The organism is Pectobacterium sp. F1-1, assembly GCF_025643735.1.
Classification (GTDB): domain Bacteria; phylum Pseudomonadota; class Gammaproteobacteria; order Enterobacterales; family Enterobacteriaceae; genus Pectobacterium; species Pectobacterium colocasium.
Genome location: NZ_CP104733.1, coordinates 2,537,752 through 2,552,407 on the forward strand (window position 1 = coordinate 2,537,752; position 14,656 = coordinate 2,552,407).

Consider the following 14,656-nt stretch of genomic DNA (forward strand, 5'->3'; position numbering starts at 1 on the left):
CAACGAAAAATTAAAAATGAATACTTAAAAAGACAGCCCAACGCGGTAATACACCACGGCGCTATCCGGTTTTAGCCAGTCGGGGTGTGCCAACGGCCAGCCAACCGTGATTTGTTGTGATAGATATTGATTCGCGACGCCAGCCCCTACCGCCGCACCCCACAGCGTGCCCGCCGCTTCGCTTTCGGCCTGATGTGAGAAAAGGTGCCCGCCGTCCACCGCCGCCGTCAGGGTGACGCTACCCAACAGCGGCAACTGCATCGCCCGCCAGTTGAGTTCGTTGCGCCAGTAACCACCGCGATTGCCCGAAAGATACTGCTCTTTGAAGCCACGCACGGAGGTCTCCCCGCCCAGCGTGACCTGTTCGCTGCCATACAGGTGCTGCGGCGAATACTGTCCATAGAGGTTGGTGAGGTAATGGAGATTGTCCGCGATCGGGTAGTAATAACTGGCTGCCAGCGTGACTTTGTTAAACTCAGCGCGCGGTGCATCGTCAGATTTACCGTCATCCGTTTCCGCACCAAACCAGCGCGTTCCCCGACTGTACGCCGGATTCAGCGTCGCCAGCCCGCCCCAAAGCTTCTGGCTATGATTGATGCCTACAATCGCACTGCTGAGTTTACGGCTGCTGGTTTCCAGCAGCACATCGCTCAGGTAGTTCTTTCCGATGCGGTGCGACATTCCTGCCGAGAGGCTGGTTTTCATGTCGCCATTACGGAACACCACACGTGACAGCGTGGCGCGGTGCGTCTGGCTATCGCCAGTTGAATGCCAGAGAAAGTCCCGGTTGATGAAATCGTTGCGATAGCGGCTCTCAGAATAGTCATAGCTGAGCGTCCAGTAGCCGTAAGGCAGCGACACGCCCGCCTGCAGGCTTTCGGCATTGCGACTATCGCGAAATGCGCTGCTGTGCCCGCCGTTGATAAACCACTGATCGGCCAGTCCCAGTACATTATCCGCCCACAGGCCGCCATTTAGCTGCCGCTCCCCGGTACTTTTCTGCCCGCTATTATCAAAACTGACGTTTGCCGTCAGCGGGATTTGCTTTTTGCTAGTCAGGTTGACGATGGAATAGCCTGGCTGGTTGCCGGGCTGAATTTCGATGCTCACCTGCTGCGTCGGCATGCGGTTGAGCTGTTCCATGCCCTGCTCGATATCCCGGAGATTGAGGATTTCGCCTTCCAGCCCTGGGAAAACCTGCTTTAATGCCCACGTTGATTGATTATTAATGTTAATAGATTCGAGGCGACCTTCCAGAATATCGATCTGCAATACACCGCTGGAAAGATCTTGCTCAGTAATAAAGGCTCGGCTGGTAATATACCCCCGTTCGATATACCAATTACTGACGTCATGAATCAGCTGGTTTATATCATTAACATTAATACAACGATTAATATAATCTTTATTTAACCGTTCTTTATCGCTTTCACGCAGCAGCGAACTGTTGTGATAATTAATTTCCTTAATGGGAAAGCAGTGCCCAGTAGCGCTGCCGCCCGCTGGATTTATCGTCGTTTGTGGCTGATTTAATTGCAATAAGGAATCACGCTGCTGCCGGGATTGATCGATCACCTCGGCCTGCCGCTGCTGGATGTCATTTCTGTCTGCCGGATTAAGCGACGCGGAAAATGCCGGAAATGCTGTACAAAAAAATAGCGCAGGCGTGATAAGGATCAGCCTGAAAAAACCACGCATGGTTTCATCCCTGAGATAATAATTTTTTTGGCATAGTAGAACCGTTAATTACCAAGCTCAATATGTCAGGTAATATATAATTTTATGACAATTGGTTTGCGTTAAGTCGCGATAAAATATTCTCTTAACCAATAATTTCAGGGCTGTTACACCTCATCATACAATACTGCGTATTTCATGACCTTTTCTTGTCGATTCACCCTCCAGGAGATGCCTCCCCCATAGCATCGTTGATGCATCATATTGTATAGTAGCGCCTCATTGCCGCAGGCCATTGCGGCGTTTAACACAGGCTTATCTCACCACGTTGCGCAGTGCTTCTCTCTGGGGGAACAGTGAATTATCCAATTGGGCAGATCAATCACAGCTATCTGGGCTCCAGCGTGTATACCATGCTGCGTGAAGCGCTCATTACCGGTCAACTCAAACCGGACGATCGCCTGAGAATACGGGAACTCGCCGCACAGGTTGGCACCAGCGTCACGCCGGTGCGAGATGCGATCCTGCAACTGGCAAAAGAGCAGGCGTTGGTGCTCAAAACGCCGCGCGATATCCGCGTCCCCCAATTGACCGAAGCCCAGTTTATTGAGATCCGCACACTGCGGCTGGCGCTGGAAGGCACAGGGGCCGAGCAGGCGGCCACACACATTACGCCGAAGATGCTGGAACAGATTGAAGAGAATATTCGCCAGAATCGTCTGGCGATTGATGAGAAAAATCTACGCGAAGCCCTGCGGTTAAATAGCGAATTTCACCTGTTTCTAGCACAGGCGGCGCGTATGCCGCTGTTGACGCAGTTTATCGGCAGCTTGTGGATGCGCACCGGCCCATTGATTGCACAGGCCTATGCACATTTTTCCGTGCAGATGGCGATAGAACATCACGAAGACGTCCTCGCCGCGCTACAGCAGCGCGATGCCAGCGCCGCTCGGCAGGCCATCCAATCTGACATTCTGGACGGCAGCGAAACGATGCTGGACTTTATTGCTATAGATCACTAATCCAACCGCAGGTCACTAATTCAACCGCGTTAAGCTGCCATGAGACGAGGTAATAAACCGCGAATCAGCAGTCGGGTTTCTTTTGCCTGACTGATAAATGCGGGCAATAGCGCGGTAAAATCGGATTCGTCCAGCGATTCTGCACTATGCTGCGTGCACAAGCGTAGTGTCGAATTCTCATCCAGCGCCAGCCAGCAGCCTTTCATCGCCGCCATTTCAAAATTAAGCATCAGCATGAGTTGATAAACCGCGGTGCTGACTTCCCCCTGAAATCGCATCACATCACTGTGCAATAGCAGTACGCCGCTGCTGGCGGGGACTTCCAACACCACCGCTTCCTGCCCGTCAGGTTCGCGCAATGCACAGATTCCGTCCTGCAAACCCAGTGGAGTACGACTATGCGCGCCGTAATGACGTAATAGACGCGTAATATGCTGTTGTGTCGGTGTCATGCTGTTCTCCTTTACGCTTTACCATTAACTGTTAAGTTGCAGGCCTTCCTGCTGTAGTTGCTGCAAGGCGCTGGCGGTAGCCGGATTGGCCTTTGCAATTTCACCGCCCAGTTTGTAACTTTGCGGTACGTTTTGATCTTGTCCGTAGCTGAAGCTGACGCTGCCGAGCAGTTTATTCATGCTGACGCCCGCACTGCTTGAGGCGTTGATAATGACCGCCGGGGTATTAAACCCTTCGCTCTTCTTCACCGTTTGCGAAACGTCAATGCTGGCGAGGCGTAAATTATTGCCGTCTTTAAACAACGCAATCACATCATCCTTGCCGTGCGTTTTGTTCTGAATGCCCTTCTCGATCTTTTCCCGCACATCGTCTTTCAGCTCCAGAGAGACCGTCACCGATGCCCGGTCGTTATCCTGCAAACGGCTCACGATGTCCTTCAGCGCCGGATTGTCCGCAATCAGCTGATTAATGCGATCGGCGTTGCTCGGTGGCAGTGAAGAAAACAAATGGTTACCGATGACCTGGAACAACCCGTTTTCCGTCAGTTTGCTGAGATTGGTATAGGATGTCGTGTGCTTAACGCTATCCAGCGTGGCACCGTCGCGCTGCGCGACCTCCTGTCGTACGTTCAACTTTTGCAGGCTCATCAACCCCTGATGTTGATCGTCAGTTTTTGCTGTTTTATCCGCAAAATGCGCATTCAGGATGGCCAATTGATCGTCCGGCTCGGCTATTTTCTTCGCGCCATCAATCAAGAGCTGGCTGGCCGGATCGTTAAATGCAGCGTTCAGCGTTTTGGTCAGCGCGTCGATGTCCTTTTTCTCCAGCGGTTCGGCTTTCTTCATGCCCAGGCTGATCGATTGGTTCGTGCGCGAGTCTGCCGCCACATTCACCCCGATGCTGGCCGAGGTGAAGAACGGGACGGTGCCATCCGGCGTGGTTCTGGCGGCACCCGCGCTGAGGGTCGCGTTTGCCCCCATCGCGGCCTGATTCATGAAACGCAGGCGGTTATCGGATTCCGTATGGGTGGTAGATTTCTCGCCTTGCGCCACGCTGGACGAACTGGTGGCAGACAACACGTTGGCGCTTGCCGTCAGGCCCACCGACCCGCGCAGCGTAGCGCTGGTTGGCGCTGCGCCTTTTTCTGTCAGATTGATGCCGCCGCGCAGCTCCAGCGCCGCGTTGCTGTCCAGATTGAAGCTGACCGTTTTACCCGCCTTCACGCTGTGTTGTTCCCCTTTATCCAGCAGGGCAAGCGGGTTGATCGTGCCGCTCGACAGGCCGTCAATAAATCCGGGCAGCTCTTCTTCGCTGAGGGTAAAGTTCAGGGCGTTTTGCTGCGCCATTTGCAGGCTGGCGGATACGCCGAATGAGGCGCGAACATCCGGTGCAAAGCTGTGTTTGCTGTTAATGTTTTGCGTCATCTGCGCCGAGGTTTTTCCTGTCAGATACTCGCTGACGTCATATCCGCCGGAATAGCTCACTTTCCCGGTGATCCCGCCCGAACGTTCGAAAGCGACATTGATGCCGTTTTCACCGCGAGAGAAACTCAGATTGTAATTTCGCTCACCACTGACACCGCCGCCCGGCACCGGAGGGAAAGGCAATGGCGTGCCGCTGACCACAAACGACATGGATGCTCCGCCGCCATAGGTCCGGTTAAACGCGATACTTTCGTTGCTGTCCAGCGATAGAACCGTCGCCTTCATTTTATCGATCATGTCCGTCTGGCTGGCCGCTTGCATCACGGTCTTTGACGTCACACTGACCGCGTTTTCCTCTTTCCTGAACGCCTTCATAAAGGTTTTAACCGCGTCGTAATCCGCTTCCAACGACTTATGATTGGTGAAGCCCATGTCGGTCATCTTCTTCACCGGATTGTCGCCGTACTCTCCCTGCCGCAGCGCGTTAAGTTCTTTCATCATCGAGGCCAGTTCCGCCTCACCCGGCGATGTGCCGGATAACGTACCGATGCGATCGGTAAGCTTATGCAAATCACCCAGCACCAGGGTATCCAGTACCAATCGCGTTTTCGCCAGCGACAGCGCATCACTGGTATCCCGCTGCTGCCCAAACGCCTCACTATTCGGCTTTTGCGCGATCGGCGTTTTACTGTCTACAAAGGTTTTAATCAGCGTGCTGGCCGTACTCGTTTTCGATGATGGATGATTTTCCATCGCCGCCAACAGCACCGGAGCCAGATCTTTTTCTCTGCCATGCAGTCTGGCAGGCTTGCCTTCCGTGTTCATGACACCGTTATCGTTCACCACGCCTTGTTGCCTACCGATAAGTAAGGCGGCTTTGGCCGAGCTGCTTTCCAGTTCGGTCTGAAACTGCTTGAGCAGATTCACCAGTGGTTTCCCTTTTTCGCCCAGATCCAACTGGTCTATCTTACTTTCCAGATCCATCGCCGCGCCCTGCGGCTGGCTCGTCGTGGCATCCAGTTTTTTCAGTAATTCAGTCTGCATGTCATAAACAGGCTTCAGCCCTTCACGCCCGTTGATCTGATGCTGAACGTGGTCAGCAAAGGTTTTTAACGGCCTCGGCACATCCAAAGTGAACGAGACAAGATGAGCGCGCAGCAAATCTGACAGCTTGCTTTTCACCTGTTGTGACTCTTCACCGGTTTTCCCCAGAACCTGAACATCGGCCTTAGCCGTCACTCCGGTTAACGGTATCTTCATCCCTTTGGTTGCCACATCGAGCCGACCAAACACCGTTTCTGCGGCACGGGGTTCTGCGGGTAAGGCTTCCTGCCCTTTTGGTACAGTCGTTTTCCACTCGCTTCCTTGCTGGGTATGTAATTCATGGTCGTCATGCGCGACCTGCAAATGGTGCTGGGCATCCGTACCCAATGCGTTCACCTTGCCTTCTCCCGGCGTCTTCACTGGCTGCCATTGTGCGCTGTCATGATTCGCCGCATTTTGCCAGTCAGCTTTCGGCAGTTGAAAAACCTGCCCTTCCTTATTCAGAGCGAATAGCGTCTGCTGGTGATCCAACGTGATGTCCTGAATCTCACCGGACAGCCCCTGTTTCGGCAACGCCAGCGGTGGGGCGGCGAGCTTATCCGTGCCCGGCTTGATCTGGTGGAAATGCAGGTCGCCCTGCTTATCGACAGCAATAAATTTATTACGGTTGATCACCGCCATCGCCGAGACACCATCGTCCTTCGCGATACCAGGAAGCGCGGTGCCCGCAGAGGGCGTCATTCGCACTTGCGGCAGCGCAAACACGGTGTTGTCACCGTGCGTGAACGTGCCTGATTTCTGGTTGATAGACAGCGGCGTGATTTCACCGTCTTTCAGCGTGTAAGCCTGATTATCCAGCCCACGCTTCAGTTGGCTGGCTTCAACGCCGGAGGCTTCCCAGTTTTTGGTATTGCCGTTGTGAAAATGGACTTTGCCATCCTGCAGCCCGATTTGCCCCAGTCGTCCCAGATCTACAGTGTCTTTCGCCGCAGGAGCCGTCGTGGTCAGCCCCAGTTTATTATCCACCACCAGACTGTCGCTCAGGTTCCACCCCGGCGTTGGCGACACCCCATTTTGCCCCAGAGGCGCGACGTGTTTTTGCCCCTGACGATCGGTGGCGAGCGCCTGCGTCTGGCCGTGTTCATCGTGAGCAAATCCGATAATACGGTGGTCGTCGCCCAGCACCGCATTCAGTTCTGGCGTGCTGGCCGGGGTTAATGTGACGTGCGGTTCACCCGCCTCAGGCAGCGGTGCGTGGTAAAGCTTGCCGTCATTATCCGCAATCAGCAGGTGTTCTGCGGTTAACCCCACCGTTTTCGCATACACCGGTTCTCCGCTTTCCAGTTTGAGATCCACTGGCTGCGGCGTGGCATCCAGCGTACTCATCATATGTAACTGCGTAAGATGATCCTGCTCGGTCAACACGGCGGTTTGACCGTTCTGGTTGGCAGAGAACGCGGTAATCTTATCGCTGAAGGTTGATGACGCGCTGCCCGACGACAGGTTGCTCAGCGTATGGCTATCTTTGACCGCATACAGTTGGCCATCCCCTTGCCGAGACAATTGGCTGTGGGGGACATCGCTGCTTTGCTGCCAGACGCCAAATTCGGTATTCAGCGCAAAGAGCTTGCCGTCATGCAGGCGTAATGATTCGCCAGCGCCTGAAGCAGAATCGGGCTGTCGATGAACACCGGTCAACAGCTCATGGTTCATGCGCCCGGAGAGCGGCAGGCTGGTCGATTCCCCTGCTTTGGTTTGCAGAGAGAGGCGCTCCGGCGTGGATTCTAGCTGTACGTTACTTACACCAGATTTACCCGCTGGCATCGCGCTGCGACCGCTGCTGTGCAGCGCAATATGCTGATTTTCATCGCTTTGGATCACGAACAGTCGCCCCGACTTATCGACTAACGCATGCTGCTGCGCAGCCTGATTTTCATGATGGGCCACGAACGGCTGGCTGTTCTTCCCAAGGGTCTGTTGTAACAGCGTGGTCAACGCCTCCGGCAAGCCCTTGCCGAACTGAAGCTTACCGTGGCTGTCCAGCGTGATATCGGCTTTAGCAGCAGGTGTAGCGGTACTGCTGCCACGGATGTTGATCTCAGCAGCCTCGGTAGCGGCAAAACGCGGCAGACTTTGGATCGGCCCGCCCGACGCCAGCGACTCACGCTGCACGTGCGGTAAACGCTGGCTCGCGCTTCCCAATGAAAAGAGTTCTCGCAGGGTGGTCGACCGGGCGCCCCGGCTTTTCACCTGGCTGCTGCTTCCCTGCTCCAGTTCTGGCGGTTTGTTTTTATCATGCAAACCTTGCTGAATCAGGGATTGCGCGCCTTTCTGGCTTGCACTGGTGCTACTGCCCTGCGATAACGAGGTTTTAGCTAACGTGGCGGGGGCAATCTCCGCAATAGACAGACCTGGCTGAACGTGCTGGATTTTCTGCATAACAAGTTCCAAAGGTAATGAAGTGAACGTGTCAGTTAAGTGGTCATTTTTACCTTTCGGTTCCCGACACCTTTCTCTTCCCGAAGCGGGAACCACATCACACCTTCCCTCACTTAATACGCAACAGACGTAAGCCTGTTAATGACCCATTCCGATTCATTCACTTTCAAGGAGATGTTATGGCTGATATGACGATTACGCTCAGCATACAACCCAGCGCAGGCCTGTCATCAACAGGCCTGAATTCCCCGCTTTCAGGCAGCAATGGCGGGGTATCGCCACGCTCTGCGCAGCAGGATAGCCAGCTCATGGAGGCGCTGGGTACCCTGCTTAGCGCGCTCTTGCCTAATGCACAGGGCAATACGCCGTCCTCAACCGATGGCAGCCCGCTTGGCCAGTCTGGCATCGGCAACGGCGGAAGCTCTGCGTTAGGACAAAACGGCAGCCCTGCCGATATATTGATGAAACTGTTGGAAGCGCTGATTCCGGGTAAAAACGGGCAGGAAGCAGGAAATCCACTGTCTTCCGGTTCGTCGGGGACGGCAGGCGGCAACGGCGGTGCCTCACCGCTGGCGGGTTCATCCGGCACGGGTGGAGCAGGCGGCACGCAAAATCCAGAAGATCTGAGTCGTTCCCTGCTGCAAGATTCGGCTGGCAGTGCATTAGATAATGCCATCAGCCCAACGGCAGACGGCGGCGGCCAATTGAGCGGTAACGATCTGTTAAAAGCGCTGCTGGAATTAATCGGCAATCTGATGGATTCCCAGAAAGGTGAATTCGGCCAGCCGCAAGGTAGCGGCCAGTCTCAGGGTGGTGGCTCACCATCAGTGGGCGCGCCACAGGCTGCATCCGGCGGCGGGTCGCCTGCTGCACCGTCTGCGGGTGGCGGTGGCTCACCTGCTGCACCCTCAGCGCCCTCAGCGCCCTCAGCGCCCTCTTCACCCGTTGGTGGTAACGGCGGCGGTACGTCTGCACCACTAACGGCAGCCCCAGCCGGTATTGGTGGGGGTTCTGCGGCATCGCCTGCCGCTTCAACCGCGGGAGCTGGCCCAGTCTCCTTCCCAACAGCCAGCGGTGATGCTACCGTAGTAAATGAAACCATTAAAGTCGGCCCCGGCGAAGTCTTTGACGGCGGCGGTAAAACCTTCACTGCGGGTAGCAAGCTAGGCGACGGTGGCCAGGCTGAAGGCCAGAAACCGGTATTTGAGTTGGCTCCGGGCGCGACCCTCAAAAACGTGGTGTTTGGTGATAACGCAGCGGATGGCGTACACGTTCGCGGCGATGCCAAAATAGATAACGTGCACTGGACCAACGTGGGTGAAGATGCGCTGACAGTGAAATCCAATACTGGTAAGCCAGCCAACGTGGAGATCACCAACAGTAGCGCTCAGGGTGCTGCCGATAAGATCTTCCAGTTAAACGCGGATGCCAACCTGACCATCGATAATTTCAAAGCGAAAGATTTCGGTACGTTCGTTCGCACCAACGGTGGACAACAGGGTAACTGGAACTTGAACCTGAGCAACATTGACGCAGAAAACGGCAAATTCTCGTTTGTGAAAAGCGACAGTGAAGGGTTGAACGTCAAAGGCAGCAATATCAACCTGACGAATGTCAATAATCACTACAAAGTGCCGGATTCCGCCAACTTGCAGGTGAATTAAGATGCCAAACACGATGACACCGCAGTCCCCTACCCGCTGGGCGGATCTCGCCCGACAAGGCGGATACATTACGCCGGCTCAACGTGAAGCCTTCACTCAGGCTATCCATCTGGTAAGAGCAAAGTTGAATACCGTACTTAGCCAATCAGGGTCGCTGCGACGGGGTGAGTTCGAGTTCGACGCCTTTGTGGATTCGCTGGAGCAAGATTTTCTGCACCAGGCCGACATCCACACTAAAAACGGGCTACATAGCGACGTGGCACAGACCTCGTTCTGGGTCGCCCGTTTGATAGCCGATCGCTTTATTGCGGTACGCCAACGGTAACACCTGCGCCATACCGCACCGGGGAAAAGCCAGCCAGGAACACCTGTGCTGGCTTTTTCTATTTAATTGATTACCGGCTCTAAAAAATGGAATAATTACCACGAGTGATATTTTCTTTATTCGACATTACCTGAATTTTTTATGAGCAAGCAAACGATTACATGCTCTCCATCGATAGGGAAATAATGATGAATAAGTAGTATTCTTTCCTTCCATAGTCATAAGCCAAGATCTAGTTTGGAAAATATTAAAAATAAGAATCCTAATTAATTCCATGTAAAACCATATCAATCAAATCACACAACAACAATCATACTAGACTATCATTTTTGGAAAAAACTCATTAACAAATTTCAAACAAAACAGCCCAAAACTAGCAAAACACCAAAAAAAATCATTTACAATCAATGGTATATTGATTTTTATTTAAAAAATGAACTTTTTTGTGTGTATGTTTGACATATATCATTATTGATACATAATTAAGTCAAGATAAGAATTAATAATAGTGTTATTGACATAGATTCCTATGATTAAAATAACAGCAGTCTTTCATTAAAAATAAAAATAACACCCACGCAATCCATAATAAATCAAAGGAGGGAATGATGCTTCCCCCCTCCCTGATAGGTTATTTAAAAGACGATGGAATTAGCACTGAAAGTCAGAAATTACTTGTAATTCTATTATATTTATCCAAAAGCAATTGAGGACTAGTATATGAAATTCACAACTTTAAGCCTTGCTCTGATGTTACCTTTCGCAGTATATGCGGATAATACCGTTACCTTTTTAGGTGAAATATCTGACTCTACATGTAATGTTACAGTCAATGGAGCAACAGGGAACATTTCCGTCCTTCTTCCAACCACACCAGCCAGTGAGTTGTCACAGTCTGGTGATATTGCAGGACAGACCCCCTTTAAATTTGTGGTAAGTGGTTGTACTGCAGTTACAGAACAGACCGTAGGGATGAGGCTTGTTCCCGTTTCAACAACCAGTAACGGAGACTTAGAAAACCTTGCAACGACCAATGCCGCAAGCAATGTGTCTATTCAGTTGCTCGATAACTACAATAATGCTTCGAATGTCATCAGCTTTACGTCTGGTGAGTACACAACACCAACATTGGTTAATCTTCCTACAGGTACGAATACTGTAGAGTTTCCTTTCACTGCACAGTATTACGCAACTGGAGCCGCCAGCGTCGGGAAAGTACAGACTCAATTACAATATGCACTGACCTACAATTAATCATTAATGAAGGAGATGGCTATTCGCCATCTCCTTATAAAATATCTAGGATACGTGTATGAGTGCTATTTTTAATATAAAAAGCATAGTCTTGATTTTATTTATTTTAGCAACGTCTACATCTTACTCCTCAGTGGTTCTTGTTGGCACAAGGGTTATTTATGAATCAAATAAGAAGTCAGTTGACTTAAAATTCAGATCCTCCGATACAGTTCCCAGCATAATAAATTTATGGGTGACACACCATGAACAAACACCCAATACCAATGATGCACCATTCATTATTACCCCATCGATTTTTAGAATTGACCCTAATAAGGGGCAATCCGTTAAACTGATGTTTAGCGGAGAGAATTTGCCAGATAACAAAGAGTCTTTATTTTATCTGCACTTTGTTCAACTACCTGCATCAGATAAAACAGCAAATAAACTCTTGGTGTCTTATAAAAGCACTGTAAAACTTTTTTATCGACCAGCCAACTTGACGTATAAAATTGATGATTTAGTATCATATTTAAAAATAGATACAAGCCAGCTAAACATGGGAGTATTTACTGTACTTAATGAATCGCCTTTTTATGTCACACCAACTAAAATAGTCATCAGCAAAAATTCAAACCAGTTAATTTCAGTGCCAGATGAAGAGTTAAATATGATTCATCCTTTCAGTGCTCGGCAATTTAAAGTAAAACCATATAAATTAGAAAAAAAACTTACGGTGTATATTGGTCTTATCAACGACCTAGGTGGAATATCGACCTATGAGATAACATCAAAATGAAAAAACAAACTAAATCTAATCTGACAAAAAAAATTCTGACGTTAGTTTTACTTACAGTAGTGCAAGTAAACGCTGTTGCTGAAGATAGTATGTTAGATGAAAATTTAGTTTTTGATGAGAGGATGTTCAGGGGAAGTAACATTAGCCAGAGTGTATTAGAACAACTTACTACCGAAAATTCCCCCTTACCTGGAAACTATAATAACACACCGATTATAATGAATAAACTGCTCGTTGGAGAAGATAATGTAACGTTGATTCAGCGCAATAAAAAAACAGTAACATGCTTGTCAAAGACAATATTAGAAAAAGCTGGATTTGAAGAAATCTACATAAGAAAACTTGACTCGCTTCATGAGAAAACCTCATGCGTAGAACTATCGGAGTTGACCTCCGAAGCGACAGTGAAGCTCAATTCAGATCTTGCTTTAGAATTCATCGCAGCGCAAGCAGTGCTTAAAAATAAAAATGGTGAAATAAGCGAATCAGCTTTAAATAGAGGAGAAAGTGTCTTTTTCTCTAACTACGTGGCTAACTATTTCCATAACAAACAATCTGGAATTTATTCGGGAGAAAGTGATTATAGTTATTTAAGCTTAAACTCCGGTTTAAATATAGGTCTATGGCAGTTTCGCCAACTATCAAGCTATAATTACAACACCAGCAATTACAAGAATGGCAAAAGCAATAGTGCCACATGGAACAATATCTCAAGCTATTTTCAAAGACCAATATATGAAATAAAAAGTAATGTAGTGGTCGGAAAAATAAATACCAGCGGGCAATTCTTCGGCGGTCTTGGTTATAATGGTATTGAGCTATCTTCAGATGAACGTATGTATCCTGTGGCTGAACAAGGTTATGCGCCAACAATATCAGGAATTGCAAAAACCAATGCTTTGATAGAAGTCAGGCAAAATAATGCATTGATTTATCAAACCACTGTCTCAGCAGGAAGGTTTGTCATCAGAAACATAAATCCTACAAGTTATAATGGGGATCTTAATGTTACAGTTATAGAATCTGACGGTTCTAGAACTAGTTTTTTGGTTCCTTTTTCTGCCGTACCCGATTCAATTCGTCCTGGTAAAATAAAATACTCAGCATCAGCAGGAAAAACACGCAATCTTGTCATCGATGAGGATTTCATTGATTCATCAATTCAGTATGGTTTAAATAATTTCATAACTATTGGCAGTGGCGCAAGGTTAGCCAATGATTACAAAGCTGGTGTTTTAAGCAGTGTTTTTTCTACACGTTTTGGTGCCTTTGGTATTAATGGTACATTTTCATCAGCAAATCTTGGTGGCGAGTATGGTGTCAGAGAAGGTGGCATGGCAAATTTCACTTATTCTAAAACATTCCAACCAACCAGTACAAATGTATCACTAGCCGGATATCGTTATTCCACAGCAGGCTATCGAGAGTTTAGTGACTTTATCTATGAAAAACATTATGTAAGTAACGGAACAATAAATAGATGGAACTCAAATACCTACTTACAAAAATACCGACTAACTGCTTCCGTTTATCAACCATTAGATCAATTTGGCAATCTCAGTTTTTCAATCTCAACTCAAGAATATAATAGTGGGCGTGCACGAGATCTTTACTATCAATTAAATTACAACAAGACACTTCTCAATAGAGTCAATGCAAGTTTATCTTTATCGCGGCAAAAAAATGGTATTTATTACCCTGATAGGAGTATGTCATCAAATTATGATACAGTGACTATGCTAACTTTTAACATTCCACTAGGGGATATGACGAAGTCGGTTTCCAGTTCAGCTTATTTTGATAAAAGAAATGGTAATCAATATCAAACTTCGCTGAGTGGAAGCGCTGGCGATAGACACTCTCCTTATAGCTATAACCTTAATGTTAATCATAGTGAGGGCGGCCATCAAACAGCTTATTCCGCTAACCTTAATAAGCAATATTCTCAGGCATCGGTAAGTGTAAACAGTGCCAAAGGTGACAATTATACTCAATTAGGTATGGGAGTAACTGGTGCCGTCGTTGCACATTCTGGCGGTATTCTGTTCGGGCCATATTTAGGCAATACGTTTGGTATTGTCGAGGCAAAAAATGCTAGCGGAGCAAAAATTTATAATGGTCAAGGTGCTACTATCAATAGCAGTGGTTATGCATTAGTTCCATCATTGATGCCTTATAGATATAACTCTATCGGCCTTACTTCTGATGGTTTGCTCAATAATAATGTCGACATAGAGTCGTCAGAACAAAGAGTAGCACCATACGCAGGTTCAGCAGTGATGTTAAAATTTAAAACAAACCAAGGATACCCACTGTTAGTTACATTGATGACAAAAAATAAAATATCCATCCCAATTGGCGCAGTGATTATTGATGATACTGGTAAAGAAATTGGTATCGTTGGCCAAAATAATAAGGCGTATTTTCGTACTTCACTCCCTCAAGCAGAAGTAAAAGCTGTCTGGGGTGATAATGTTGATGAAAGCTGTCTGGCAAATTACTCCATCAGTCCTGAGTTAATAAATCAAGACCTCATAAAAATATCAGTACCATGTCTTTAATATTGGAGGTGA

9 protein-coding genes are annotated in these 14,656 nt (G+C 48.8%); 6 read left to right on the plus strand and 3 right to left on the minus strand.

The annotated features are described in order from the left end of the window. Positions 1-24: 24 nt before the first annotated feature. Complete coding sequence (locus NAL19_RS11195) at positions 25-1,698, minus strand: ShlB/FhaC/HecB family hemolysin secretion/activation protein (protein WP_263057369.1); 1,674 nt, start codon at positions 1,696-1,698, stop codon at positions 25-27. A 335-nt stretch (positions 1,699-2,033) separates the two neighbouring features. Here NAL19_RS11195 and NAL19_RS11200 point away from each other — a divergent pair, with 335 nt between their 5' ends. Further along, positions 2,034-2,699, plus strand: a complete 666-nt coding sequence (locus tag NAL19_RS11200) for a GntR family transcriptional regulator (protein ID WP_225084771.1) — start codon at positions 2,034-2,036, stop codon at positions 2,697-2,699. Positions 2,700-2,728: 29 nt separating this feature from the next. Here the strand turns inward: NAL19_RS11200 and NAL19_RS11205 are convergent, their stop codons facing one another. Together NAL19_RS11205 and NAL19_RS11210 are read right to left on the minus strand one after the other, a co-directional pair. Continuing rightward, positions 2,729-3,151, minus strand: a complete 423-nt coding sequence (locus NAL19_RS11205) for a type III secretion system chaperone (protein ID WP_263057370.1) — start codon at positions 3,149-3,151, stop codon at positions 2,729-2,731. A gap of 24 nt (positions 3,152-3,175) precedes the next feature. Continuing rightward, positions 3,176-8,059, minus strand: a complete 4,884-nt coding sequence (locus NAL19_RS11210; RefSeq protein WP_263057371.1) for an AvrE-family type 3 secretion system effector — start codon at positions 8,057-8,059, stop codon at positions 3,176-3,178. A 179-nt stretch (positions 8,060-8,238) separates the two neighbouring features. On the opposite strand from NAL19_RS11210, the gene NAL19_RS11215 reads away from it, so the two are divergent. The 5 genes from NAL19_RS11215 to NAL19_RS11235 all read left to right on the plus strand — a co-directional run bounded on the left by NAL19_RS11215 (position 8,239) and on the right by NAL19_RS11235 (position 14,644). Then, the gene (locus tag NAL19_RS11215) at positions 8,239-9,723 is read left to right on the plus strand and encodes a pectate lyase (RefSeq protein WP_263057372.1); all 1,485 of its coding nucleotides are present in this window, start codon (positions 8,239-8,241) and stop codon (positions 9,721-9,723) included. Between the two features lies 1 nt (position 9,724). Then, a complete protein-coding gene (locus tag NAL19_RS11220; RefSeq protein WP_263057373.1) occupies positions 9,725-10,048 on the plus strand; it encodes a DNA-binding protein in 324 nt (107 codons plus the stop codon). 720 nt (positions 10,049-10,768) lie between these two features. Beyond that, positions 10,769-11,302 carry a fimbrial protein gene (locus NAL19_RS11225; protein WP_225084775.1) on the plus strand — a complete coding sequence of 178 codons (534 nt, stop codon included), beginning with the start codon at positions 10,769-10,771 and terminating at the stop codon, positions 11,300-11,302. A 58-nt stretch (positions 11,303-11,360) separates the two neighbouring features. Continuing rightward, positions 11,361-12,083 (plus strand): molecular chaperone, encoded by a 723-nt coding sequence (locus NAL19_RS11230; protein ID WP_263057374.1) that lies wholly within the window; start codon positions 11,361-11,363, stop codon positions 12,081-12,083. After that, on the plus strand, positions 12,080-14,644 hold the full coding sequence (locus NAL19_RS11235) for a fimbria/pilus outer membrane usher protein (RefSeq protein ID WP_263057375.1): 2,565 nt from the start codon (positions 12,080-12,082) through the stop codon (positions 14,642-14,644). Before NAL19_RS11230 ends, NAL19_RS11235 begins: the two co-directional genes overlap by 4 nt. The last annotated feature ends 12 nt before the right edge of the window (positions 14,645-14,656 follow it).